Genomic DNA, 24,359 nt, shown 5'->3' on the forward strand with positions numbered 1-24,359 from the left:
CCTGAATAGCGGGCTGCGGCGCAACCGTAAATCCGAGCATGGAACCCTGATCGCGGTGTACCACACCGTGAATAGACCCTATGGCTACACCTGCATTTAAAAATCTCGGCCTGAAATTAAGAAACTCAATCTCCACGGTTGCGTTTCTGATCCGGGCCATCGGGGCCATCCGGGCTATCCGAGCCCTCTGGATCACCTGGGTCATCGGGGTTCTCTGGGCCATCTGGGCGATCTGGGCCATCGGGACTGCTGGGGCCGTCGGGACCGCCTGGGCTATCTGGACCGCCTGGACCGCTTGGGCTATCTGGGCTATCTGGGCCACCTGGGTTATCTGGATCACCTGGGCCATCTTGGCTATCTGGGCCACCGGGGCTATCTGGGTCACCTGGGCTATCTGGGCTATCTGGGCCATTGGAGCCATCTCGGCGATCTCGGCCATCTCGGCGATCTCAGCTATTTGGGCCATCTGGGCCATCTCGGCCATTTGGGCCGTCTGGGCGCTGATGCGCGATCTGGACGAAGAGTTCCGTGATGACTTCCAGAGTGAGTTTGCCGTACAGCAGACATAGCTTGATCTGTTTTGCCTCCTGCCGGGCCTGGGTGACGCCGGCGACCGGATCTTTGGCACCCAGTGATTTCACAGCCGTTGCGGCGCAATCATCTCCGTGTAGTCGTACAGCGCGCCCAGGATCTCTTCGCCGCGCTCGTCGGTGCTCTCGCTGAGTGCGTCAATCTCGGCCGACAAGGCTTCCAGGGTGCGCGCACCGCCCGCGCCGTCAAACAAGCGCTCGGCACGATGCTCTTCCCAGCGCGCGCGCTCCGGCACACTCAAGCTGGCCGGGAAATTGCGTGCCCGGTAGCGAAATACCAACTCCGGCAGTCTCGGATCGTCGAACACGGTGCGCGCGGCGGCCAGCTTTTCACTTGAGAGGCCACGCAACTGGTTAAGGCGACGCCGATCGGCGTTGCCAATGAAACCACCGTAAAGATCTTGGTCGACGTCAGGCGTCGGTTCTTTCGGGCGCTTGAACACTTCCGGCCAGATGCCGCTCAGGTCCGGCAAGCCTTGCGCCAGTGCGGCATTTTGCAGTTGCTCATCCAGCTTCAAACCCCAGCGCTGGGCCATCGCTGGCGACAGGGTCCTGAGATTGCCCATCACCATCGGCGACTTGTTCAGGTGGACGCTCTTGATGGGCAGGCGTGTCACGCCCTCGGGCAGCTCTTCGCGCTTGCTGAACAGCCGCAGGCGAATCTCATCGGCGTTCATGGCCGCCAGCTCACGCGGGTCTTGTGCCAGATCCCAGGCGATCAGCTCGTTTTTGTTGGCTGGATGCATGGCCAGCGGCCACATCAGGGCCAGGCAGCCGCGTTCGACCGGGAACATGCCCGAGACATGCAGAAACGGCCGCGCGCTGGCCAAGGTGGTCGGCAGACCCAGCTCGGCGGCCACCCGGTCTTTTCGGTGCAAGCCAAAACAGAAATCAAACAGCCGCGGTTGCGCGGTCTTGATCAAGCGCGCCAGTGCAATGGTGGCGCGCACGTCGCTCAAGGCATCGTGCGCGGCCTCGTGCAGCAAGCCATTGGCGCTGCTCAGATCGGTCAACTTGAAGCTGGCCGTCCCGTCAGGTTTAGTCGGCCAAACCATACCCTCGGGCCGCAACGCGTAGGCGGTGCGCACCACGTCCAGCAGGTCCCAGCGCCCGCAGTCGTTCTGCCACTCGCGCGCATAGGGGTCGATCAGGTTGCGCCAGAACATGAAGCGCGTGATCTCGTCATCAAAACGGATGGTGTTGTAACCGACGCCAATGGTGCCGGGCGCGCTCAGCAACTGCTCTATTGCCGCCGCAAACTGGTACTCGGGCAGGCCTTTTTCCAGGCATAGTTGCGGCGTGATGCCGGTGATCAGGCAGGACTGCGGATCGGGCAGAAAGTCGTTCGCCGGCTGGCAATACAACATCACCGGTTCACCGATTTCATTCAGGTTGGCATCGGTTCGAAGCGCCGCAAACTGCGCCGGCCGGTCGCGCCGCACGTTGGTGCCGAAAGTCTCGTAGTCGTGCCAGAGGAAGGTGTGGGAGATCGGTGAAGAAGTCATTTGGGTGCCAAGTTTAGGACGCGATCTTGTTCACCGTTTGATTATCAGGGACCACTGGCTTGGTGGGGGGTGTTATTTGAATTATCAGGTCAGGCCATCCCATCTCGATGACGTTGCGGCATCCGTCCATCAAACGGCGCTGCCCCCTGAATCCGGAGTTTTGACACCCAGCATCAAAACCCCGGCTAGCAGCGTCGTCCCGGCAAGGCAGGCAAAGAGAGCGGCGTAGCCGAAGCGTGAAATCAGCGCCCCCCCCACAAACGGACCGATAAAGAATCCCCCCTGCATCATGACAATCAGCAGATTCTGGTTCATGGCCCGCGTGGAAGGGGAGGAAATGTCGAACATGGCAGCGGCCTGGAGCGGCATCGCAATCCCCCAGCCGAGACCGGCAAAGCCGGCCAGGACAAAGAACATGCGGCTGGAGGCGCACAACGGCAGCAGACCGTAGCAGAGCGCGATCAGCAGCAAGCCCGCGGCACCTACCAGCGTCTTGTCGTAGCGGTCAAACAGCCATCCGCCACCAAGTCGGACAAGGATCATCACCAGGGTTGCAAGGGTGAAGAAGAGACTGGCGTTGGCAACTCCCAGGGTTTGACCAAACTGCTGGAGGAAAAAGAAGATGGCCGAATAGCCGCAGAAAAACAGCAGCGCCGAAAGCAGTAGCAACAACACTGACCGGCAACCCAGGCTGGCGCGCATGCCGGACCATCCGGGTGCTTGGGAAGCCTCTACTCCCTCGGTCTGCCATGAGGAGGGAAGCAGCAGCGCCAAAACCGGTACCAGCGCCACCACCGCGGCAATATTGAGCAACGCCGCGAACGAGGCTGGGGCCAGTGCCAATTGATCAAAAACAAGGGGGATGGCCGCATAGGGAATCAGGCGCACCAAAGAGAGCCAGCCAAAGGCGCGCCCGCTCATTTCAGGGGGGATATAGCGAACCACCATCGTGATCAGCGAGGCCAGCACGCACATAAACCCGGCGCCCTGTAGCAGACGCGCCGCGGTCAACAGCGCAACAGAGGTGACATGGGCCAACATGAACAGCGCTGCCGACAGAAGCAGCGAGCCGCCCAGAAGCCAGCGGCTAACCGTGCCGGAATGTATCAAAGGGGAGATCAGCAACTGGACGATCAAGGCCGCCAGCGCATCAGCGCTGAGTATGAAACCGGCCGTCGCCGGAGCAATACCCAACTGCTGAAGATACCCTGAAAAGGCAAAGAAGAGGGCGGCAATCGCCGTGACCAGCGCAAACTGGCAATTGATGGTCAGAAAACCGAGGGAAAACAACCCTGAAAGACTAGCCACGCAGCCCCTCCAGAAATCGAACCAGCAACTTGCCGGCGACGATGCGCCGGTATTGCGCCGTGGCGCGGATATCGCTGATGGGGGATACGCTGTGGCTAACGATGTGTGCGGCATGGCGGATGATGGCGGCATCCAGCGGTACGCCGACCAGCTCTTTTTCCAGCGCAGGAATCCGCAGCACCGTCGGCGCCACACTGCCCCAGGCGAAACGCGCCTCTTCAATCGACCCATCGCTGCAAAGCCGGACCCATCCGGCAAAGCTGGTCACGCTGATCGCCATGGATCTGCGACGCCCGATCTTTTCGAAAGATTGGCAGTGCGAACTTGCCCCACGCGGCAGCAGAATGCGACTTATCAACTCACCGTCGCGCAGCGTGGTCTGCCCGGGGCCGGTGATGAATTCTCCAATCGGCAGAACACGCGTCGCGCGCCGCGAGGCGATCTCTATCTGCGCTTCGAGCATATACAGGGGCGGCAGGGAATCCCCCGCAGGCGAGGCGGTGCGGATATTGCCGCCGATGGTGGCCATGTTTCTAACCGCCGGACCGCCGATGGTCTGCGCCGCCCGGGCCAATAACGGCGCATGCCGCAGCACCAGCGGATCGGTGATGATGCGGGAAAAAGTCGTTGCCGCGCCGATGGCAATCGTTGTTTCCTGCTCGCAAATGCCTTGCAACTCCGCCACTCCGGCAAGGCACAGCAAAGGGTGCTCATCCTGAAGCGCTTGGCGGCGCAGCCTGACCAGCAGGTCGGTACCACCGGCAAGCGGCAGGGCGCCGGGATGGCGCTCCAGCAGGGTAAAGAGTTCCTCCCTGCACGAGGGGGTCAGGACCGCTCTCATTTGTCCTCCCGGCGGCAACCGAGGTCGCCGGCCGCGCGTTCGACTGCATCGATGATCTTGACATAGCCGGTACAGCGACACAGGTTGCCCGAAAGGCCTTCCCTGATTGTGTCGCGTGACGGCTGGCCGTCATGCCGCAGCAGGGTCAGGGCCGCCATCTCCATGCCAGGGGTGCAGAAGCCGCACTGGACGGCCCCTTCTTGGATAAAGGCCCGCTGAAGCACCGCGCCGGTGGGAGTCAGCGTCAACCCCTCCACGGTCTCGACCTTGCGTCCCGCGAGCTGCCCCACCAGCATCAGGCAGGCCAAGCGGGCCTCGCCATCGAGCAAGATGGTGCAGGCCCCACATTCGCCGGTGCCACAGCCCTCCTTGGTTCCGGTCAACCCCAGGTCTTCCCGCAGCAGGTCAACGACGCGTCGGTCGGCAGGCAGATCGATCCGGATCTCGGCGCCATTGAGTTCAAAGCTCACTTCCACTGTTCAGCCTCCATGGCCATCAAGACCCGTTCCGGGGTCAGCGGTGCATGCCATAGGCGAACGCCACAGGCATCGGCCAGGGCGTTTGCCAACGCCGGCAGCGGGCCGTTCATGGCCACCTCGCCGATACCCTTCATGCCAAAGGGACCGCTATCCTCATGCCCTTTGCAGGCAACCGACAAGGTGTCGGGCAGATCCAGCGGGCCGGGGATCAGATAGCTGGTTAAATCGTCGTTCTGCACAACGCCTTCACGGATCACCACATCCTCCATCAAGGCATAACCGAGCCCCTGGGCGACGCCTCCCTGGATCTGCTGATCGAACATGCAGGGATTGATGACCGCGCCGCCGTCGGTGGCTGCCAGATAGTCGCAGACTCGGATCACACCGCTCAATAGATCGACCTCGATGCGGGCAAGATGCGCCCCGTAGGCGAAGATCACGTGGGGGAAACCGACAAAAAAACCTTTGGCGGTATCCGGAATCTGCTCGCAGACCGGCGCCACGAACTGGCTGATGCAGACCCGGTCTTCAGCGGGCATGAAAGAGGCCAACTGTTGCAACGGCACGGCGCGCGCGCTCGGCAAATGAATCACTTTGCCAGGGACCAGGCGCAGGTCCCGGTCGCTGTCGGTGAACAGCAGCAGCCCGGCGCGGTTGATGAGGCGCGCCTGCAATTCTTCACAGGCCTTGATCAGGGCATTGCCAAAAGTGTAGGTGGTGCGGCCGGCCGATGAGGAGCCGCTGGGATAGGCGGTCGCGGTGTCCGGTTGACGCAGTTTCATCTGGTCGGCATCCTGGCCCAGGATATGCCCGGCAATCTGCAAAAAAGCGCTGGAATTACCCTGCCCCATATCCGTCACCGCGTTGTGCACAACAATCTCGCCCCGTGGCGTCAACTCCACCTTGGCGATGGCCGAGTCACGTACCTTACCGCCGTAACCCGCCGCATTGAACACCGATGCCAAGCCGACGCCGCGCCGGGTATGGGGTGGCGCCAGTTGCTGCCAGTGCTTGCGCTCCAGCCACAGCGGGTGATCTTGCAGAATTTTCAGACAGCCAACGATGCCGGTCGACGTGATCAGACGCATCCCGACACCATTGGTGTCGCCGTCTAGCAGTGCGTTGCGCAGACGCAGTTCCAGGGGATCCATGCCCAGTTTTTCCGCCAGCAAATCCATCATCGATTCAAAGGCGAAGGTAACCTGACAGACGCCGAAAGCCCGCATCGCGCCGGCCACCGGGTTGTTGGTGAAGACACAGTGGCCCTCGATCAGCACATGGGGGATGCGGTAAGGGCCGCCCGCGTGCTCCATTCCCAGCTCCATGACTTCGCCGCCCAGATGAGCGTAGGCGCCGCTGTCATACACAAGTTGGCAGCTCAAAGCCTGTAGCACCCCGTCCCGCCCGGCGCCCAGGCGGTAGCGTAGCGTGCAGGCATGGCGCTTGTAACCGGCGGTCATATTTTCTTCCCGCTCCCACTGCATCTTCACCGGCCGGCCGTTGGCGTGTAGCGCCGCCAGAGCCAGCAGGCATTGCACCGTGGCGCCGTCCTTGCCGCCGAAACCACCCCCCAGGCTGGGGCTGACTATGCGGATTCGGTCAAAGGCAAGCCCCAAGGCAGCGCCGATCTCGAAGCGGTCGCGGAATGGCGACTGGGTGGATACGGTCATGGCGATACTGCCGTCCTCCTCCAGCCGCGCCACGCCGTTTTCCGTTTCCAGAAAGCCATGGGCCTGCACCGGGGTGGAAAACGAGCCCTGCACGACCACATCGCAAGCGCTTAGGACACTGCTGGCGTCCCCCTTGCGGATCTCGGCCGCCATCAGGATGTTGCCGGGATGCGTCTCGTGCAGTTGCGCAGCCCCCGGGGCCAGCGCCGCTTGCGGATCAAAGACCCCCGGCAGCGGCTCGATTTCGACCTGTACCAGGGCAATCCCCCGTTTCAGCGCCTCGCGCGTCTCAGCCAGCACCAGTGCCACGGCGTCTCCGGGATAGCGGACCCGGTCGTCCACCAGAACCGGTGTGTCCTTATGGATGATGCCATGACGGTTGGGTCCCGGCACATCCACGGACGTCAATACTCTGAGGACGCCGGGCACTGCCAGGGCCGCTCCAGCCTCCACCGCCCGCAGCCTGCCGCTGGCGACGCCGGCCCGCACCGCCCCGGCCCAGATCAGTTGGTCGGGGTAACAGTCGGCGGCAAAGCGTTCCGTGCCGGACGCCTTGGCACGGGCATCGCCGCGGATTTCCGCTTTACCGGCCGCCAGTGGCTGTCGGTCCGTCATGGGGTCGTGCTCCTTGACGCCCGGATCGCCCCTACTTCCTCTTTCAGGACCCCGGCAAAGCTTTCCATCACCCACCTCTCCCGCAGGGTGACCCGAATCCAGCCCGGAAAACGAAAACCCGTCATGGTACGCACCATCATCCCTCGTTTCATCAAGCGCCGGTACATCAACATGTCGTTGATGGGAGTCCGGATCATCAGATAATTGCCTTCACCGCCGACCGTCTCCAGGCCCAGATCGTCGCAGACTCTGCACAGCTGGGCTTTTTCCTGTTTTACCAAAGCACAGGTGGCGGCTATATGTTCCCGGTCGTCGGACAGCGCCGCCAGGGCGGCCTGCTGAGCCTGGACGTTGACCGAATAGGCGACGCTGGTGCGCCGCACCACATCCACCACCGTGTCGGTTCCAACCAGATAGCCGCTGCGCAGTCCGGCCAGGGCATACATCTTGGAAAAGGTTCGGAACAGCACCAGATTGGGGAACCGCTCCATCAGCCTGATCGCATTCGGGTACTCCGGGTCCTCCACATACTCCCGATACGCCTCGTCCAACACCACGATCCTGTCGTCGCCCACCTTTTCCAGGAAATCGATCAGAACCTGCCGGCTCCAGTAGCTGCCGGTGGGATTATTGGGATTGCAGACAAAGAGGATCTTGGTGTGGCGGTCGATCCGGTCCAGCATCCCCTGCGGGTCGAAGGCGTAATCGCGCAAAGGGACCAGGCGGGCCTCAATACCGGAGAACTCGGCCACCCATTCGTAGACGGCAAAGGTCTTGTCAGCGGTGACGATGTTATCGCCCGCCTGGCAGAAGGCCTTGATGACCGACGAGATCACTTCGCAGGAGCCGTTGCCAACCAGGAAACAATCCGGAGATATACCGAATCGTCGACCCAATGCTTCGCGCAGATCGTAGGAATCACCGCTGGGGTAGATGGCCGCCCGTTCTGGCGGGAAGGCAGCGATGACGCGGACAGCGGCCGCTGGCGGACCGAGGGGATTTTCGTTGTTATTGAGGCGATGCAACACGGAAGTGCCGTACTCCTGCATCAGCAGATGATCGGGCCGGCTGGGCACGTAGGCCTGGAAACTGCGGACGTAATCGGGGATCAGGGCGTCCAGATTCATGACCGCACGTTTCTGTCTGAATGGTCGTAGACCACCAGATCGCCCCGCCCGGCGTCCGGTATCAGCAGGCGCGGGACAAAACCGGTTTCCTCCAGCGCAGTGGCGAAAGCGGTATCCTCGCCGCGGCCGGTGTTGATCTCAACCAGAAAGTTTTCGATTCCTTCAGCGCGCAGCAGTTCGAGATGGGCGGCCAGGTTGGCGGCCATGTCCTTGCCGGCGCACAAGGGGCGGATGATTGCCAGGCAACGGGCGTATTCCAGCTCAACTGCCAACACCGAAGCATCACGCAGCCTGGAAGGATCAGTGGCTGTTACCCGCAGTTGCCGGGGAAGGCACAGCCGTTCATACTGAGCAGCCAGGAAGCTTGCCAGTTGGCCGCTGCAATAGACTGCACCGCCGCTCTCCTCCTTGAGCTGGCGGTAATAGTAGGTGCTGTGGGCGGCGGCGTCGCCGATCCCAGTCAACTCCAGCTCTCCGAGAAAGTCAAAGAAGCGCTCGTACCCCACCAGCACCCCCTGACGCCGCACGAATCCCCGGCAGTTGGAGCGGGAAATGCGTCCCACCGCTTCATCCAGCAGCAGGGTCAGCGCCCGATCATCCGGGTCGGCGCCGAACAGGTAAGGGCCATGCAGTTCCAGGCAGGATTCGGTCAGCGCTCGCCACATCACGCCGCCCATGATCCAGTCTCCGCAGGTGAGCAGAATGGCATTCAGGTGTCCCGCCGCGAGCATGTCGGCCGCCATGCCGGGACGCGTCAAAAACGCTGGCACAAAGGGGGCGCCGGAGGTCGCCACCATGGCGGCAAAGTACCTGAGGTCATCCGGGGACGGGTCGGTCAGACCAAGGCTTGCGACCATATCGGGTGGTGGGAGCGCCACGACGCCCGCCGCTGGGTAGTCCCGGTCCCGGGTCATGCGCAGCACCAGCCTCTCGTCAGCGCCGAATTCGAGCCGCAGGCTGGAGACGCTGCGGGCAGCCAGCATCGGTCCCAGCATTTCCAGCGATTCCTGACTGTCGGTGCTGACATGCCAAGTCAGGTTGAAGGCCCGCATATCGGGATTGGCCGTGTGCAACGAGAGGGTGAGCGCCAGCCGATAACCTTGATCCTCCAGTTCGATCTCCAGCACCGAATTCGCCGCGACCTGCCGCGCATAAAAGGCGAAAAGTTCCTCCATTGCCAGTACCAGACCTCCGGTCTCCCGGTCGTTATAGCCAAAACCGTGCGCCCCCTTGTCGACGAATTCCATGGCCAGAGGAAGGAACGGCGCTCGAAAAGGCAGGCGCGTGGTGGCTTTTAGGGGTGTACTGCCCAGCGGTCGCATCCTATTGACCTTTCACGTCGGCATGGCCGGAACAAGAAAATGATTTCAGCATGAGAACTCCCTGTTCACCCTTGACCCTTCACCCGTGCCCAATCTTCCATGATGAATTCCAACAGTTCCTTGGAAAAATCCGAAGCCAGCACGATGTCCTCGAAATCGGGTGGGCACAAGAGCTTCTGCATGAGCAGTCCGTCGCCGTCAAACCAGCGCGGCATGGGGCCACCGAAAAAATAGCCCCGCTCCCGAAGGATGTCCACCGCGGCGCCAACCCAGGGTTCGGTCAGCTTCAGCCAAACCTGAATGACAAGCACGTTTTTTGCCAGCGCCTGTCCCTCCAGCGCGGCATGGAAGTCCCGGAAATCGCCTCCGACATCGGTCACTGCAATCCGGGCCACGCGGGCAAAATCAAAAACCGTCAGGTCAGCCCCGGTGAGCTTACCGCCGGGTATCTCTGCCGTGGAGACGACCAGTTCTCGGGTGTCATCAAGGCGATCGTAGATTTTCCGTAATTCGTCCTCATAGATCAACGGCAGGTATATCCGGTGGGGCTTCGGTTTATAGCAGCGCGAAGCGTTAACGGTTGCCACCCGTCCGGCTGCACTTTTTTCCTGGCTGTAGGCCTCCGCGGGCATCAAGGCAATCTCGATAGCCGTTTCCACAAAGTTGAACGTTGCGATAGCTTTCTGCATGTAAGGGTGATTGCAGACAGCCTCACCGAACAGCGCCTCGATATGTGGATTTTGCGGAACAAATTGATTGAACAAATAATCCAGCGTAGCCCTGTTGGCCCCGGAGTTTCGGTATTCCCGCCGGACCAGACCGGCGCCGGCTTCGTACAGGGATTTACACGGCGCCGAGAGATAGAGGTGATTGACGCCGATGATCTTGCCGGACGCGGCACGGGCACAAATCGAGTAGTAGCGGCCTTCCCGGTTTGCCGCGGTGATGGCCGCCGGATCGTAGAAAAGCCGGATCGGATAATGTTCACCATAAACGCAGCGAAAAAGCTCTGCGATGCCCTCGGCATCGTCGGGGCGAAAACTGCTTACGGTAAAGGGCTCATGTTCCGGATGGATGGGTTTTTCTTCATCGCTTGTCACAGATATTTCCCCCTCAACTTTGTTTAGCTCGAGCTCGACACCCACTCGATGACGAACTCCAGGCCGATGATCAGGCTTTACCAAGCTCCGCGCGCCGGAGCACCAGTCGCAAAATATTCTGCCCGTTTTCCCTGCGGTAGCTGACGTCATCCGTCAACCTGCGGATAAAGTAAACCCCCAGTCCACCGATTTCTCGTTCCATGATACCCAGGCCTGTGTCTGGATCTGGCAGCGACAGAACATCAAACGGGAGGCCCTTGTCCGCGATTTCCAGCACAAAGGCATCGTCCTGCGCACTACAGGCAAGTTCCACCTCTCCCTCTCCCACCGGATAGGCATAGCTACAGACATTGACAAAAGCTTCCTCAAGGGCGACCAGCAAGCCGATCTTCTTCTTTGTCTCAAGACCGAAATGATCGGCGCGCTGCTCGACAAATTCACTCACCAGAGGCAGATTCTCAACATGCGCAGCGCATATTTTCTTGTCTGCTTGCATGGCTATTCAGGAGAGCTTGCTCAGAGCGCTGGCCACCGAATCATCGATCTGGAAAATGGCGCCGAAACCGGAGATCTCGAACACCTCCTTGACCGTCCCCTTGACATTGGCAAAACGGATCTGTCCGCTTTTCCCCTTCAATTGCTTGGCGGTGACAAGCAAGGCCCGCAAGCCCGCGCTGCTGATGTAGTCAAGAGCGTCAAAATCAACAATGAAAGCGATCTCTGCGCTGCTCATCAGTTGGGCCACGGCCTTTTCATAAACCGGCGCGGTAACGGCGTCGAGTCTACCGCTGATCGATACGAGGGTGGCGTTGGCTACCTTGCGGGTCTGAATGTCCATATCGTTCTCGTTTTTGGTTGGGGGGTATAGGTTTTGCTATCGGACGGAATTAGACATCGGTCACAGCTCCCCGATACCTGAGTGCCATCATGGTAACGTCGTCGGATTGTGGTGCCCCGTCGGCGTGCCGCGAGACTTCCGCGCGGATGTGATGAATCATCTGCGCCAGTTCATCTTTGGGTCCATTGCGTAGCGCGTTCAAAAGTCGCGTTTCTCCGTACAACTCGTCTGCCGAATTGGTGGCCTCGGTCACACCGTCGGTATAGAGAAAAAGCGTGTCTCCAGGCTGTAGCGTGAACCGCTCGGTTTGGTAAATCGTATCCGGCATGGGACCCAACACAAAACCTGCTTTCAGGACCAGATAGCGCGTTCCTTGAGAGTCAATCAGCAGCGGAGGATTGTGTCCGGCATTGGCAAAACGCACCTCCCCGCTTCTAACATCCAGGATGGCGCAGAACACCGTGGCGAACATGCAACTGTCATTGTCCGAGGCGAGCACCTTATTCACATAAGAAAGTATTTGGTCGGGTGCTCCAAGCCGCTGCCCCTCGGACTTCAGCAACGTCTTTGCCACCATCATGTACAGTGCGGCCGGCACACCCTTGCCGGCGACATCGGCAATCAGGAAGCACAAATTGTCTTGATCGATGAAAAAGAAATCATAGAAGTCGCCTCCGACCTCTTTCGCCGAGTCCATCGAGGCGAATATGTCCAGTTCCGGACGATCCGGAAAGGCCGGGAACAGACGCGGAAGCAGGCTCGCCTGAATGTCGGTGGCAACCTTCAGTTCGCTTTGGATACGCTCCTTGGCAGCCGTGGTTTCGGTCAGGTTTTTGATGTACTCCCTCAGATCCGTCGTCATTCGGTTGAAGGCATCGGCCAATTCCTGGATCTCGTCGCCGGTGCGAATATCGAGCCGATGATCGAGCTTGCCGGTGCTGACGATATTGACCCCCTCCTTTAACAGCAGAACCGGCGCCGTGATCTTCCTGGAAAGCGCGATGATCACCAGCAGCACAATGGCCAGCATGCCTGCCATCAGCCAGACGATCAGGCGCATCAACTGCTCGGGGCGCTCCATGAGTTCCGATCGCTGCAGAACTATGCCGAAGGTCCAGCCCGGCGTGTTGGGGATGGGGCTGAATAGCGTCACGAGCCTGGTGCCGTCCGGGCGAACGAAGTTGCCCTGACCCGGCTCTGCCTTGACTATCCTTTGCCCGATTTCCTCCAATCCCCGATAGCCCACAGCCGAGGATTGCAGAAGATTGAGCTTCATGGGCAAGGCCGGGTTGGGGTGGGCCACGACCAACCCGCTGCTGTCAACTACCCATCCGGCGCCGCTTTCACCGATGTGGATGGCCTCCGTGATATGGGAGAGTGTCTTGAGCAATACCGTTGCACCGACGAGGCCAACGCGCGCCCCTTTTTCATTGGTCACAACGCTGGCCACCACAAAGATGGACTCGCCGGTCGCTTTTGAAACCAGGGGGTCGCTGATGGCATGCGTCTGCCCCTTTTCCATGACGGCCTTCCAGTAGCCTCGATCGGAAACGTTGCCGCTGGAGCCTTCTTGGGAAGTGACAAAACGCCCTTGGACATTGGCGAAAAACAGCATCTCGAAATCCGGGTTGATCGCAGGCCGCCGCTTTACCAGGTCCTTGCCAATCGCTTCGACATCGCCGCTGCGGATGAGATCGCGACTGGCGATGGTCTTGACTTCGTTCAGATAGCCCTGTATCAGACGCCCGATCTCCGCTGATCGGGCCTTCAGAATTTCCTGGCCGAGATCCTGGGTCAGCGGGACTACCGTGCCCTCGACGTTTGAATAGATCGTGAATCCGAAACCAGTCATCAACAGGCCCAGCGTCAAACCGAACCAGATCAGCATTTTTGCCCTGATTGACCTCATTCCAGCCTTCCTCTCGATCTTGTTGACATTCCCCTGTCACCGGCGCCGCGCCGAACGCACGCCATTCAAATCCGCCACAATCCCCAGCACCTTCTGCAAGCGCCCCGAGTCGGACACTTCAACCGTGAAAGTCATCCAGGCGGTGCCCTTGATCGACTGCGTCTGGACCCCGATCACATTCATTTTTTCCTTGGTGAAGACTTCCGAAATATCGCGCAACAAACCCTGTCGGTCGGCAGCCTCCACCGCCACGTCCACCGGATAGACGGCCGCTTCGGTGGTTTCGGGTAGACCCCACTCGACCTCGATCACACGTTCGCCATTTTTGGCCACCATCTCGCGCAGATTGGAGCAATCGGCGCGGTGCACGCTGACCCCTTTGCCGCGCGTGACAAAACCGCAAATGGCGTCCGGCGGGGCCGGTTTGCAGCACCTGGCCAGCTGCGTCATCAGCGAATCAACACCTACCACCAGCAACCCGCCCTTGCCGCCGCCGGGCTTGCCGCGCGGCTTCTTGAGCAGCATATGGTCGTCGTCGGACGGAGCTGGCTCCGGCGGACGCAACACGGTTTCGATATTGCGCAGCGAGAACTCGTCCTTGCCCACCACCTCGAACAGATCGTCGGCCGAGTTGAAGCCCAGTTGCGAGGCCAGATCTTCCAGCTTGACGGCGGTCTTGCCGATGCGTTGCAGCAGTTTTTCGACGGCGTCACGACCTTTTGCCACAGTCTCATTGGTCGCCAGCGCATTGAACCAGGCCCGCACTTTGGCTTTGGCCCGGTGACTGACCAGGTAGCCCAGTTCGGGATTGAGCCAGTCGCGCGAGGGGCCGCCTTCCTTGGCCACGGTCACTTCCACCGTCTGGCCGTTCTTGAGCGGCGTGTTCAGGGGCACCATCACGCCGTCCAGCCGCGCACCGCGACAGCGATGTCCCAGGTTGGTATGCACGCTGTAGGCGAAGTCAATGGCGGTGGCGCCTTGCGGCAACTCGACGATGGCGGCGTCCGGCGTCAGCACGTAAATGCGGTCATCCAGAACAACCTGCCCCGGCAGCCCCGAGAGATCGCGCTCCCAGGCCAGCAACTGGCGCAGCACAGCGATTTTGGCGTCGTAGGCACCGCTGGCCGAGACACCCGAGTAGCCTTTGGCACCGGCCTCCTTGTAGGCCCAATGCGCCGCCACCCCATGTTCGGCATGGTCGTGCATGGCCTGGGTTCGAATCTGGATCTCGATCGGCCGCCCGGCCTGATCGCGCACGATGGTGTGCAAGGACTGGTAGCCATTGGCTTTGGGCCGCGCGATGTAGTCGTCGAACTCCTGCGTCACCGGCGCGAACTGGCTGTGCACCCAGCTCAAGGCGGCATAGCAGTCCGGAATGGTGGCGACCACAATGCGCAGTGCCCGGATGTCGTAAACCTGGTCAAAACCAAGCGACTTGCCGCGCATCTTCTTGACGATGCTGTAGATGTGCTTGGGTCGCCCCTGTACCGTGGCAGCGATGCCCTGCGCCTTCAGTTCAGCCTCCAGGCGCGAGCGCAACAGTTCCACGTGCGTTTCGCGCTCGGAACGCTTTTCGTCCAGCAGCAACGCCACCTGCCGGTAGGTCTCGGGCTCCAGAAAACGAAACGACAGGTCTTCCATCTCCCACTTGATTTCCCGGATGTCCAGACGGTTCGCCAGCGGGGCAAAGACCTGCAAGGCTTCGCTCGCCAGCCCGGGCGGAATGGGCAGCTTGCTGGCGGCAAAAAAGCGCAGCGTCTGCAGGCGCGAGGCCAGGCGCAACATCACGACCCGCAAGTCGCGCGAGAACGCCAGCAACATCTTGCGCACGTTTTCGGTTTGGGCCGCGGCCGTTTGCGCCATCGGGATTGCCGCTGGGGCGCGGGCGCCGGCAAGCTGGCTCAGACGCGCTTGCCGCTGCACCCGCACCAGCTTGGTGGTTTCGATCGCCAGGGCCGCAAAGTTGTCGCCAAAGGCCTTGGCAATCACCTCCTGCGGCTTGTTCAAGTGGTCGCAGGCATAGACCAGGTAACTGGCCGCCTGCATCGCTTCCGACCCGCCTATGGTCTTCAGAATGGCTGCCACCGCTTCGGCATGGGCAAAAATATTTTCACCGGTGTCCAGTGTTTCACTCGCCAGCAGGGGCTCGGCAAAAGCCCGGGCACGCGCCAGTGCGTGGTCTTGTCCAGGTTCGTTTTGCGCCGTCGCGGCCAGCAGGGTGGTCGAACCAGTGGGCTCGGCTGTCAGTCTTTTCATCCGCAATACATCCAGTTTCTAATCCAGCAGAAATGACACCACCGTGCGCACCTGATCCTCTGCCATCAAGGTGGGCGCGTGGCCCACGCCCTCGAATTCGACCAGTCGCGCCCGCGGGCCGCGCAGCGTCATGGCCTGTGCCGTCTGGGGTGCCAGCAAGTCGGACTGGGCACCCCTGAGCAGCAAGGTAGTGGCCTTGATGTTGTCATAGAGTTGCCACAGCGCCGCCTCCCCCTGCGCCACCGACTCAGGCGTCACATGGCGAAACGGGACCGCAATGGCCGGGTCGTAATGCAGCGTCAGGCTACCGGGCGTACCGGCCAGCGGTTTGACCATGGGTTTGGAGAACGCCAGCCACTGCGCGGGCGTATGCGGCCCGAAGCTGGTGGAGCTGGCCCACAGCGCATCGGCGGCCTGCTGCAGCGAGGAAAAGCACCCGGTATCGCCGAGATACTCGCCAATGCGCTGCAAGGCCTGCCACTGCATGGCGGGGCCGACGTCGTTGAGTACCAGTCGACGCACCGGAACCGGTAGCGGTAAATCGGGTTGGCCGCACAGAACCATGCCTATCAAGCCCCCCATGCTGGTGCCAACCCAATCCAGCGTGGTCGGTTTGAGCTGCGCCAACAAGGCCAGCATATCGGCCGCGTAGGCCGGAATCTGATAGCCCATGGGGTCTTTCAACCAGTCGCTTCTGCCCCGCCCCACCACGTCCGGGCAAACCACCCGAATGGCGTCACCGGCCTGGCTGCACAAGGCCTGTGCCAGCGTGTCGAAATCGCGCCCCTGGCGCGACAAACCGTGAGCACAAACCACCACGTGCGAGCTTTGCGGGTTGCCCCATTGCCAGTAGGCCATGCGGTGCGAGCCCGAGGCATCGGGACAGATTACGTAGTTCAGCTTAGCGTCAGGCATGGTGCAATTATTGGTTTGATAATGTCTGCATCCTAATTCAATCGGAGAACCACCATGCTCAGAGGCAAAACGGCCCTCGTCACCGGATCCACCAGCGGCATCGGCCTTGGCATCGCCAAGGCCCTGGCCAAACAAGGCGCCAACATCGTCCTCAACGGTTTTGGCGATGTTGAAGGCCCCAAAGCCGAGGTCGCGGGCCTGGGCGTGCAAGTGGCCTACCACGGCGCCGACATGAGCCAGCCGGCCGAGATCGAAGACATGATGAAGTTTGCCGCCGGCCGGTTTGGACGGATCGATATTCTGGTCAACAACGCCGGCATCCAGCATGTCGCCCGGATCGAGAATTTTCCGGTCGAGCGCTGGGACGCCATCATCGCCATCAACCTGAGCAGCGCTTTTCACGCCACCCGGCTGGCGCTGCCGGCCATGCAAGCCGCGGGTTGGGGCCGCATCATCAACGTCGCGTCGGTGCATGGCCTGGTGGCTTCGGCCGAAAAATCGGCTTACGTCACGGCCAAGCACGGTGTCGTCGGCCTGACCAAGGTGACCGCACTGGAAAACGCCACCAGCGGCGTCACCTGCAACGCCATCTGCCCCGGCTGGGTGCTGACGCCGCTGGTGCAAAAACAGGTCGACGCCAAGGCTGCGGCGCTTGGCGTCTCCAACGAGGCAGCGATCAAATTGCTGCTCGGTGAAAAAGAGCCGTCGCTGCAGTTCACGACGCCCGAAGAGCTGGGTGAACTGGCCGTGTTCTTCTGCTCCCCGGCCGCCAACAATGTGCGCGGCGTGGCCTGGAACATGGATGGCGGCTGGGCCGCGCAATAAACCCGCAAAGGACTCGTCATGTCGCAATTTACCTTTGAAACGGCACCCAAAATCATCTGCGAGCAGGGCGGCGCCAATCGCCTGGGCGAGATCGCCCAGGGTCTGGGCATCAGCCACCTGTTTCTGGTGACCGACGCCGGCTTGATCAAGGCCAGGCTGATCGATGGTGCACTGACCTCGCTGGCTGCCGCCAAGGTGGCGGTGACGGTGTTTTCCGATGTCCTGGCCGATCCGCCCGAACTCAGCGTGCAGGCGGCAGTCGACGCCGCACGCGCTGCTGGCGCCGATGGCGTGCTGGGCTTTGGCGGCGGCAGCTCGCTCGATAGCGCCAAGCTGGTGGCCTTGCTGGCGCGCACGCCGCAGGCCCTGCCCGCGATCTACGGCATTGGCCTGGCGCGCGGCCCGCGCCTGCCCTTGATCCAGCTGCCAACCACCGCCGGCACCGGCTCCGAGGTGACGCCGATCGCCATCCTGACCACGCCCAGCCACGAGAAGAAAGGGGTGGTCTCGCCGCTGCTGTACCCCGACGTGGCGCTGCTCGACAGCCGCCTGACGCTGGGCCTGCCGCCGGCCACCACGGCGATGACCGGCGTCGACGCCATGGTGCATGCGATCGAAGCCTTCAGCACCCGGCTGAAGAAGAATCCGCTGTCCGACGCCCTGGCGCTCAAGGCCCTGCAACTGCTCTATGCCAATCTGCCGGCGGCCGTGACCGATGGCAAGGACGCCACGGTGCGCGAGAACATGTTGCTCGGTTCGCTGTTTGCCGGCATGGCTTTCGCCAACGCCCCGGTCGGCGCGGTCCACGCCCTGGCCTACCCGCTGGGCGGCCACTACGGCTTGCCGCACGGCCTTTCCAATTCCCTGGTCTTCGTGCCGGTGCTGAAATTCAATCTGCCGCTGGCGCAAGCCCTCTACGCACAATTGGGGCGCGCCATTTTGCCGCAGTTGGCCGGCAGCGGCGACGGCGAAGCCGCCAACGCCTTCGTCGCCGCCATCGGTCAGCGCGTTGCCGCCATGCCTTACGCGCAGACGCTGCGCGACGCCGGCGTCAAGGAGAGTGACCTGCCGATGCTGGCCGAGGACGCCATGAAGGTGCAGCGCCTGCTGGTGAATAACCCGCGTGATGTGAGTTACCAGGACGCGCTGGCGATGTACCAGGTGGCCTACTGATAGTGCCGGCAAAGCCGGTGCTGAAGGCGCCCCGGCCGGCGCCGCTATTTCAGTTGCACCGATCCCGACACCGTCACCACGACCGAGGTCTTGCCGGCCTCCACCGGTAACGGCGCGTCGGCCACGCTGGCGCGGGCGTCCATCGCCATCATCCGGGGCCGGGGCACAAAACCCTGGTCGTTGGCCGTGATACTGACTTCGCGCAAGCTGTAGCCAGTGAAACCGAAGCTGCGGGCAATCTCCGACGCCCGCGCCTTGAAACGTTCAATGGCCATGTTTTGCGCCTCGGCTTCGACCTTGCCGCGGCGCTCGCGACTGAGAGAAAAACCGACGCCACTGACCGTGAGCGTCTGTATCCGGCCAGCCGTTGCGGCGATGGCCGCGAAATCGCGGCCTTCCAGAATCAATTCAGCCGATCCTTGCCAACCGATGGGCTTGCCGTCGCGGCCATAGCGCGGCGACAGGTTGAAATTGCCGGTGCGGACCTCAAGCTGTCCCGGCTGCACCGCTATTTTGGCTTCCGTCAGGGCCGCATCAAGCGCCGTCTTGAGCTGGTATTGCAGCGCACCGGCGTCACTGCCGTCGCGACTGGTGCTCAGGGAAATCGACAGCAGGTCGGTCCCCACCTCGATCGCGCCCTGAGCCGAGAGGTGCACCACGTTGATTGTTTCGGGATCCCTCACCTGCTGGGCAAAAATGCCGGCAGAGCCGGCCAACAGAACGCATACCGAGATGACTTTGATGGCGAATTTCAAACTGATTCCTCAACGGTGAACGGGAGAAGAAACCGACTTCAGGGGCGATCCGACCGGGCATCCGGGCGCTGCTGGCGCAATTGCTGCCTGAGATCGGCGCGCTCCTGTGGCGACAGATGGCGCTTCTCGGGCGTGCTTTTGAGCGCCGGCTCCTGGCGCTGGTCGTCCCGTGCCGGCGCCGGCGCCGGCGCCAGCCTGAGCGCCTGACGCAACTCGGCGCGCCGCTGCTCGGGTGCCGATTGCGATGCCGCGGCCTGCGCATTGGGCGCCGGCTGCGCCCAGGCGCCGATGGAAAGCAGCGAAATAGCCAGAAGAAGCGGAGAAGATTTCATGGTCACAGGATAATGAGGCGCTGGCTCAGATTGTTCAACCTCTGGCTGGTGCTCCAGGGCAAGATTTGTAACAGAGTGTCAACACTTGCCAAATATTTCCCATTTTGCCGCCGCCAGCCTGCAAAATCCCCATTGTTACAAATTCAGTGGTGCCATCATGAGTCAAAACCCCAGCCGAAAAGACAAGATCATGGTCGTCGACGACGACGTCCGCATCCGCGACCTGCTGCGCCGTTACCTGACGCAAGAAGGCTTTGACGTGGTGCAGGCCGAAGACGGCAAGTCCCTGACACGCATCCTGTTGCGCGAAACGGTCGACCTGATCGTATTGGACTTGATGATGCCCGGCGAGGATGGCTTGTCGATTTGCCGGCGGCTGCGCGCCGCCAACGACCGCACCCCCATCATCATGCTGACCGCCAAGGGCGAGGACGTGGACCGCATTGTGGGCCTCGAGGTCGGTGCCGACGACTATCTGGGCAAGCCCTTCAACCCGCGCGAATTGCTGGCCCGCGTGCATGCCGTGTTGCGCCGGCGCCCGACGCAGGAAGCACCCGGTTCGCCGTCCAGCGACAACCAGATCGTCAGTTTTGGCCCCTTCACCTTTGACCTGGGCGCGCGCACCTTGCACCGGGACAACGAGGACCTGCCCCTGACCACCGGCGAATTTGCCATGCTCAAAGCGCTGGTACGCCATCCGCGGCAACCTTTGTCGCGCGAGAAGTTGGCCCAACTGGCGCGCGGCCGGGAGTTCGAGCCGTTTGACCGCAGTCTGGATGTGCAGGTGTCGCGCTTGCGCAAATTGGTGGAAGTCGATGCCGCCGCGCCGCGCTACATTCAAACCGTCTGGGGTATTGGTTACGTTTTTGTACCGGACGGTGCGGGTTGAGCCGATTGACCCGAGCGAAAACTTCAGCCGCGCTGCTCAGTGGCGCCATTCCCCTGGAGACCTCATCCAGGGGCCGCCAATCGCGCTGGCGCCTGAGCCTTTTCTGGCGCACTTTTTTTTTGCTGGCGCTGCTGCTGATCGGCAGCATTCTGGCCTGGCTGCAGACGCTGCGCGCGCTGGAATTTGAACCGCGCGCCTTCCAGACGGCGCAGCAAATCGCGTCGCTAGTCAATCTCAGCCGCGCCGCCTTGATCCACTCCGACGCCATCGCCCGCGTCTCCCTGATCAAGACCATGCGCGAGCAGGAAGGCGTTCGCATCGTGCCGCGCGAACCGGGCGACAAGTTCGAGCCCTTCGACACCGATGCGCTGGGCCAGCGCATCTCGCTCGAACTGCGCAGCAAACTCGGTCCCGGCACCGAGTTGGCCAACAGCGTCAACCAGGAAGAGGGGCTGTGGGTCGGCTTCGTCATCGACGGCGACAACTACTGGATGCGCACCAACCGCGACCGCTTCAATCGCATGGCTGGCCGGACCTGGATCATCTGGTTGATCACGGCGGCCGCGCTGTCGCTGGCCGGTGCAGCGGTGATTGCGCGTCTGATCAACCGGCCCCTGAAGCAACTCTCGTTTGCCGCCAGCCGTGTTCGCGAGGGCGATTTCAACGCCAGCACGCTGGACGAAACAGTGGCCACCAGCGAAATCCGGGCCGTCAACATCGGCTTCAACCGGATGAGCCAGAAGCTGGCCAAAATAGAGCAGGACCGGGCCATCATGCTGGCCGGCATCTCGCACGACCTGCGCACGCCGCTGGCCCGTTTGCGCCTCGAAACGGAACTCAGCGTGGCCGATCCCGAGGCGCGCGCCAACATGGTCACGGATATCGCCCAGCTCGACGCCATCATCGGCAAGTTTCTGGAATACGCCCGGCCCGACAAGGTCGAATTGAGCAGCGTGGTGCTGCGCGAAGTGGTCGACGCCTGTCTTTTCAACGTCCGGAATCGACCCGACATGCGCATCAATCTGGACCTCAGCGAGGACCTGGTGGTGCTCGCCGACGCGGTCGAACTGGGTCGCGTCATCAGCAACCTGCTGGAGAACGCCGGCCGCTATGGCAAGTCGGTGCATACCGGGGTGGCGCAGGTTGATATTGCCGCCAAGGCGCGTGACAAATGGGTGCTGATCCGCGTGCGCGACCACGGTATCGGCGTCTCCGAGGCGCAACTGGAGAACCTGACGAAGCCGTTTTACCGCGGGGAGGCGGCACGCACCGCGGCCAACGGTGCCGGGCTGGGCCTGGCGATTGTGGAAAAAGTGGTGCTCCGCATGGGCGGCACTTTTGCCCTCAGCAACACCAGCTCCGGCGGCCTGGCCGCCAACATCAAACTACAGCGCGCCCCGACCGCCTGAGCGTTTGGCGCCGGCCGGTTTGGCAGCGCTTGCGCGCGGCGGCAAGCCGGTGTGCTGGGTCAGAATCCGTCCCGGCAGCGGGGCTTGCCCCTTGAGCGCCGCCGGCGTTGAATTCTTGCGCCGGGCACTGCTGTAATTGCCGTCCGTCAACGGCTGAAAAGTCGGGATCAGATGCTGCTTGCCGTTGCCGATCAAATCGGCCCGGCCCATCGCTTTGAGGGCCTCGCGCAACAGCGGCCAGTTGTTGGCATCGTGGTAGCGTAAAAACGCCTTGTGCAGGCGCCGGCGCTTGTCGCCGCGCACGACGTCCACGGTCTCGCTATCGCGCGTTATCCGGTGCAGCGGGTTGCGCTTGCTGTGGTACATGGCGGTGGCAGTGGCCATCGGCGACGGATAAAAAGTCTGCACCTGATCGGCGCGAAAACCATTCTTCTTCAGCCACAGCGCCAGCTGCATCATGTCTTCGTCGCTGGTGCCGGGGTGCGCGGCGATGAAATAGGGAATCAAAAACTGCTTCTTGCCGGCTTCCAGCGAGAACTTGTCGAACAAGGCTTTGAACTTGTCGTAACTGCCGATACCGGGTTTCATCATCTTGGCCAGCGGCCCCGCTTCGGTGTGCTCAGGCGCAATTTTCAGGTAACCGCCGACGTGGTGCGTCACCAGTTCCTTGACGTATTCGGGGCTGCGCACCGCCAGGTCGTAGCGCAAGCCCGAACCAATCAGAATTTTCTTGATGCCCTTGAGGGCGCGACCGCGCCGGTACATGTGGATCAGCGGACCGTGGTCGGTGCCCAGGTTCTGGCAGATGCCGGGGTAGACGCAGCTCGGCTTGCGGCAGGCGGCCTCGATTTCGGGGCTCTTGCAGCCCAGCCGGTACATATTGGCGGTCGGGCCGCCGAGGTCGGAAATGGTGCCGGTAAAACCCTTCACCTTGTCGCGAACTTCCTCCATCTCATGGATCACCGAGTCTTCGGAACGGCTCTGGATGATGCGGCCCTCATGCTCGGTGATGGAGCAGAAGGTGCAGCCGCCAAAGCAGCCGCGCATGATGTTGACACTGAAACGGATCATCTCCCAGGCCGGAATCTTGCTGGCACCCTCATGGCTGCCGCTCGCGTCGGCATAGACCGGATGCGGGCTGCGGGCGTAGGGCAGGTCGAACACCCAGTCCATCTCGGCGGTGGTCAGCGGAATCGGCGGCGGCGTGATCCAGACATCGCGCGCCGTGGCCCCCTCGCCGTGCGCCTGCACCAGCGCCCGGGCGTTGCCGGGGTTGGTCTCCAGGTGCAGCACGCGGTTGGCATGGGCATACAGCACCGGGTCGCTTTTCACCTGTTCGTAACTGGGCAGGCGGATCACCGAGCTGCCGCGCGGCGGCACCTTGACCGTGCCCTTGCCATGCAGCGCCGGGTTCGGCACAAAAGTCAGTGGTTGAGCAGTGTCATTGCGGCTACTCTTGCTGTCATGGCTACCGCGCTTGCTGTCATTGCGGGCTTGACCCGCAATCCATGTGCCCGGCTGCATGGATCCCGGATCGAGTCCGGGATGACAATCGCCTTGCATCGCATCTTCTTGCCGGCCGCCCTCCCTGGCGCACGAACTGCCCTGCCCGACCGCCTGCTCGCTGGTGGTCTGGTAGGGGTTGATGTGAGACTCCAGCCGGCCCGGCTCATCGACGCTGGTGGAATCGATCTCAAACCATTGCCCGCCGGAGGCTTCGCCCGGGCGTCGCAAATCATGCGATGCGCGAAGCACGAAGGCGGTGCCGCGAACGTCGGTCATTTGCTCGATCGGCTCGCGCGCGGCGAGCCGGTGCGCAATCTCGACAATCGCACGCTCGGCATTGCCGTACAACAGCAAATCGCACTTGGCGTCCACCACGATGGAGCGGCGTACCTTGTCCGACCAGTAGTCGTAGTGCGCAATGCGGCGCAACGAGCCTTCGATGCCGCCCAGCACGATGGGCACCTCCTTGAAGGCCTCGCGACAGCGCTGGCTGTAAACAATTGCCGCGCGATCCGGCCGCTTGCCGGCGACGTCACCGGGGGTATAGGCGTCATCGCTGCGGATTTTGCGGTCGGCGGTGTAGCGGTTGATCATGGAATCCATGTTGCCGGCCGTCACGCCCCAGAACAGGTTTGGTTTACCCAGTACCTTGAACGGCTCGGCGCTTTGCCAATCCGGTTGCGCAATGATGCCGACCCGAAAACCCTGGGCTTCCAGCACACGACCGACCACCGCCATGCCGAAGCTGGGGTGATCGACATAGGCGTCCCCCGTGACCAGCACGATGTCACAACTGTCCCAACCCAGCAGGTCCATCTCGGCGCGGCTCATGGGCAGGAATTTGGCCGTGCCAAAACGGGCCGCCCAGTATTTGCGGTAGCTGCCCAAAGGCTTGGCGGCGCGGGGGAAAAAGGAGACGTCAACGGGGGCGTTCATGGGGAACCGGGAGAAGTAGGGAAGCAAGGCGCCGAGTGTACGGTGTTAGGTTTGGCTGC

General features: G+C 61.9%; 21 protein-coding genes. 5 read left to right on the forward strand and 16 right to left on the reverse strand.

The window, feature by feature from the left end; translation table 11 throughout:
- The first annotated feature begins 80 nt into the window (after window positions 1-80).
- Window positions 81-569 carry a hypothetical protein gene (locus PHS32_RS02230; RefSeq protein WP_301077135.1) on the forward strand — a complete coding sequence of 163 codons (489 nt, stop codon included), beginning with the start codon at window positions 81-83 and terminating at the stop codon, window positions 567-569.
- Window positions 570-637: 68 nt separating this feature from the next.
- Here PHS32_RS02230 and sbcB read toward each other — a convergent pair whose 3' ends face one another.
- The 13 genes from sbcB to PHS32_RS02295 form a co-directional block, all read right to left on the reverse strand.
- Window positions 638-2,095, reverse strand: coding sequence for an exodeoxyribonuclease I (gene sbcB / locus PHS32_RS02235; protein WP_301077136.1), 1,458 nt, complete (start codon window positions 2,093-2,095; stop codon window positions 638-640).
- 129 nt (window positions 2,096-2,224) lie between these two features.
- Complete coding sequence (locus PHS32_RS02240; protein ID WP_301077252.1) at window positions 2,225-3,403, reverse strand: MFS transporter; 1,179 nt, start codon at window positions 3,401-3,403, stop codon at window positions 2,225-2,227.
- Entirely contained in the window at window positions 3,396-4,244 is an 849-nt protein-coding gene (locus PHS32_RS02245; protein WP_301077138.1) for a xanthine dehydrogenase family protein subunit M, read from the reverse strand. Before PHS32_RS02245 ends, PHS32_RS02240 begins: the two co-directional genes overlap by 8 nt.
- Entirely contained in the window at window positions 4,241-4,714 is a 474-nt protein-coding gene (locus PHS32_RS02250; RefSeq protein ID WP_301077139.1) for a (2Fe-2S)-binding protein, read from the reverse strand. Before PHS32_RS02250 ends, PHS32_RS02245 begins: the two co-directional genes overlap by 4 nt.
- Complete coding sequence (locus PHS32_RS02255) at window positions 4,711-7,008, reverse strand: xanthine dehydrogenase family protein molybdopterin-binding subunit (RefSeq protein ID WP_301077141.1); 2,298 nt, start codon at window positions 7,006-7,008, stop codon at window positions 4,711-4,713. The genes PHS32_RS02250 and PHS32_RS02255 overlap by 4 nt, the downstream gene beginning before the upstream one ends.
- Complete coding sequence (locus PHS32_RS02260; protein ID WP_301077142.1) at window positions 7,005-8,135, reverse strand: histidinol-phosphate transaminase; 1,131 nt, start codon at window positions 8,133-8,135, stop codon at window positions 7,005-7,007. The genes PHS32_RS02255 and PHS32_RS02260 overlap by 4 nt, the downstream gene beginning before the upstream one ends.
- Window positions 8,132-9,382: a hypothetical protein gene (locus PHS32_RS02265; protein WP_301077143.1), complete on the reverse strand. Its 1,251-nt coding sequence runs from the start codon at window positions 9,380-9,382 to the stop codon at window positions 8,132-8,134. The genes PHS32_RS02260 and PHS32_RS02265 overlap by 4 nt, the downstream gene beginning before the upstream one ends.
- 140 nt (window positions 9,383-9,522) lie before the next feature.
- Window positions 9,523-10,557, reverse strand: coding sequence for a hypothetical protein (locus PHS32_RS02270; protein ID WP_301077145.1), 1,035 nt, complete (start codon window positions 10,555-10,557; stop codon window positions 9,523-9,525).
- A gap of 70 nt (window positions 10,558-10,627) precedes the next feature.
- The gene (locus PHS32_RS02275) at window positions 10,628-11,053 is read right to left on the reverse strand and encodes an ATP-binding protein (RefSeq protein ID WP_301077146.1); all 426 of its coding nucleotides are present in this window, start codon (window positions 11,051-11,053) and stop codon (window positions 10,628-10,630) included.
- Window positions 11,054-11,059: 6 nt separating this feature from the next.
- Entirely contained in the window at window positions 11,060-11,395 is a 336-nt protein-coding gene (locus PHS32_RS02280; protein WP_301077147.1) for an STAS domain-containing protein, read from the reverse strand.
- Window positions 11,396-11,444: 49 nt separating this feature from the next.
- The gene (locus PHS32_RS02285; protein WP_301077148.1) at window positions 11,445-13,283 is read right to left on the reverse strand and encodes a SpoIIE family protein phosphatase; all 1,839 of its coding nucleotides are present in this window, start codon (window positions 13,281-13,283) and stop codon (window positions 11,445-11,447) included.
- A gap of 57 nt (window positions 13,284-13,340) precedes the next feature.
- Window positions 13,341-15,560, reverse strand: coding sequence for a bifunctional (p)ppGpp synthetase/guanosine-3',5'-bis(diphosphate) 3'-pyrophosphohydrolase (locus tag PHS32_RS02290; protein ID WP_301077149.1), 2,220 nt, complete (start codon window positions 15,558-15,560; stop codon window positions 13,341-13,343).
- 18 nt (window positions 15,561-15,578) lie between these two features.
- Window positions 15,579-16,475, reverse strand: a complete 897-nt coding sequence (locus PHS32_RS02295; protein ID WP_301077151.1) for an alpha/beta hydrolase — start codon at window positions 16,473-16,475, stop codon at window positions 15,579-15,581.
- A 54-nt stretch (window positions 16,476-16,529) separates the two neighbouring features.
- Between PHS32_RS02295 and PHS32_RS02300 the strand changes: the two genes are divergently transcribed.
- Window positions 16,530-17,300 carry a 3-hydroxybutyrate dehydrogenase gene (locus tag PHS32_RS02300; RefSeq protein ID WP_301077153.1) on the forward strand — a complete coding sequence of 257 codons (771 nt, stop codon included), beginning with the start codon at window positions 16,530-16,532 and terminating at the stop codon, window positions 17,298-17,300.
- 18 nt (window positions 17,301-17,318) lie between these two features.
- Window positions 17,319-18,473: an iron-containing alcohol dehydrogenase gene (locus PHS32_RS02305; protein ID WP_301077155.1), complete on the forward strand. Its 1,155-nt coding sequence runs from the start codon at window positions 17,319-17,321 to the stop codon at window positions 18,471-18,473.
- A 44-nt stretch (window positions 18,474-18,517) separates the two neighbouring features.
- Here PHS32_RS02305 and PHS32_RS02310 read toward each other — a convergent pair whose 3' ends face one another.
- Together PHS32_RS02310 and PHS32_RS02315 are read right to left on the reverse strand one after the other, a co-directional pair.
- Complete coding sequence (locus PHS32_RS02310; protein ID WP_301077156.1) at window positions 18,518-19,228, reverse strand: SIMPL domain-containing protein; 711 nt, start codon at window positions 19,226-19,228, stop codon at window positions 18,518-18,520.
- Between the two features lie 38 nt (window positions 19,229-19,266).
- Complete coding sequence (locus PHS32_RS02315; RefSeq protein ID WP_301077158.1) at window positions 19,267-19,560, reverse strand: hypothetical protein; 294 nt, start codon at window positions 19,558-19,560, stop codon at window positions 19,267-19,269.
- Window positions 19,561-19,717: 157 nt separating this feature from the next.
- Here PHS32_RS02315 and ompR point away from each other — a divergent pair, with 157 nt between their 5' ends.
- Both ompR and PHS32_RS02325 read left to right on the forward strand, forming a co-directional pair.
- A complete protein-coding gene (gene ompR, locus PHS32_RS02320; protein ID WP_301077160.1) occupies window positions 19,718-20,449 on the forward strand; it encodes a two-component system response regulator OmpR in 732 nt (243 codons plus the stop codon).
- Between the two features lie 32 nt (window positions 20,450-20,481).
- On the forward strand, window positions 20,482-21,858 hold the full coding sequence (locus PHS32_RS02325) for a sensor histidine kinase (protein ID WP_301077253.1): 1,377 nt from the start codon (window positions 20,482-20,484) through the stop codon (window positions 21,856-21,858).
- On the opposite strand, the gene PHS32_RS02330 is transcribed toward PHS32_RS02325, so the two are convergent.
- Window positions 21,835-24,300, reverse strand: coding sequence for a YgiQ family radical SAM protein (locus PHS32_RS02330; protein ID WP_301077162.1), 2,466 nt, complete (start codon window positions 24,298-24,300; stop codon window positions 21,835-21,837). The two genes, PHS32_RS02325 and PHS32_RS02330, sit on opposite strands and share 24 nt — an antisense overlap.
- Window positions 24,301-24,359: the final 59 nt, after the last annotated feature.

Origin of the sequence: Rhodoferax sp. (genome assembly GCF_028714215.1) — a bacterium.
GTDB lineage: Bacteria > Pseudomonadota > Gammaproteobacteria > Burkholderiales > Burkholderiaceae_C > Rhodoferax.

Bases quoted from the DNA above. Each gene is read 5' to 3' on its own strand.
- PHS32_RS02230 (WP_301077135.1), top strand. From the start codon at position 81: ATGGCTACACCTGCATTTAAAAATCTCGGCCTGAAATTAAGAAACTCA.
- sbcB (WP_301077136.1), bottom strand. From the start codon at position 2,095: ATGACTTCTTCACCGATCTCCCACACCTTCCTCTGGCACGACTACGAG.
- PHS32_RS02245 (WP_301077138.1), bottom strand. From the start codon at position 4,244: ATGAGAGCGGTCCTGACCCCCTCGTGCAGGGAGGAACTCTTTACCCTG.
- PHS32_RS02255 (WP_301077141.1), bottom strand. From the start codon at position 7,008: ATGACGGACCGACAGCCACTGGCGGCCGGTAAAGCGGAAATCCGCGGC.
- PHS32_RS02260 (WP_301077142.1), bottom strand. From the start codon at position 8,135: ATGAATCTGGACGCCCTGATCCCCGATTACGTCCGCAGTTTCCAGGCC.
- PHS32_RS02265 (WP_301077143.1), bottom strand. From the start codon at position 9,382: ATGGAATTCGTCGACAAGGGGGCGCACGGTTTTGGCTATAACGACCGG.
- PHS32_RS02275 (WP_301077146.1), bottom strand. From the start codon at position 11,053: ATGCAAGCAGACAAGAAAATATGCGCTGCGCATGTTGAGAATCTGCCT.
- PHS32_RS02280 (WP_301077147.1), bottom strand. From the start codon at position 11,395: ATGGACATTCAGACCCGCAAGGTAGCCAACGCCACCCTCGTATCGATC.
- PHS32_RS02285 (WP_301077148.1), bottom strand. From the start codon at position 13,283: ATGCTGATCTGGTTCGGTTTGACGCTGGGCCTGTTGATGACTGGTTTC.
- PHS32_RS02290 (WP_301077149.1), bottom strand. From the start codon at position 15,560: ATGAAAAGACTGACAGCCGAGCCCACTGGTTCGACCACCCTGCTGGCC.
- PHS32_RS02295 (WP_301077151.1), bottom strand. From the start codon at position 16,475: ATGCCTGACGCTAAGCTGAACTACGTAATCTGTCCCGATGCCTCGGGC.
- PHS32_RS02300 (WP_301077153.1), top strand. From the start codon at position 16,530: ATGCTCAGAGGCAAAACGGCCCTCGTCACCGGATCCACCAGCGGCATC.
- PHS32_RS02305 (WP_301077155.1), top strand. From the start codon at position 17,319: ATGTCGCAATTTACCTTTGAAACGGCACCCAAAATCATCTGCGAGCAG.
- PHS32_RS02315 (WP_301077158.1), bottom strand. From the start codon at position 19,560: ATGAAATCTTCTCCGCTTCTTCTGGCTATTTCGCTGCTTTCCATCGGC.
- ompR (WP_301077160.1), top strand. From the start codon at position 19,718: ATGAGTCAAAACCCCAGCCGAAAAGACAAGATCATGGTCGTCGACGAC.
- PHS32_RS02330 (WP_301077162.1), bottom strand. From the start codon at position 24,300: ATGAACGCCCCCGTTGACGTCTCCTTTTTCCCCCGCGCCGCCAAGCCT.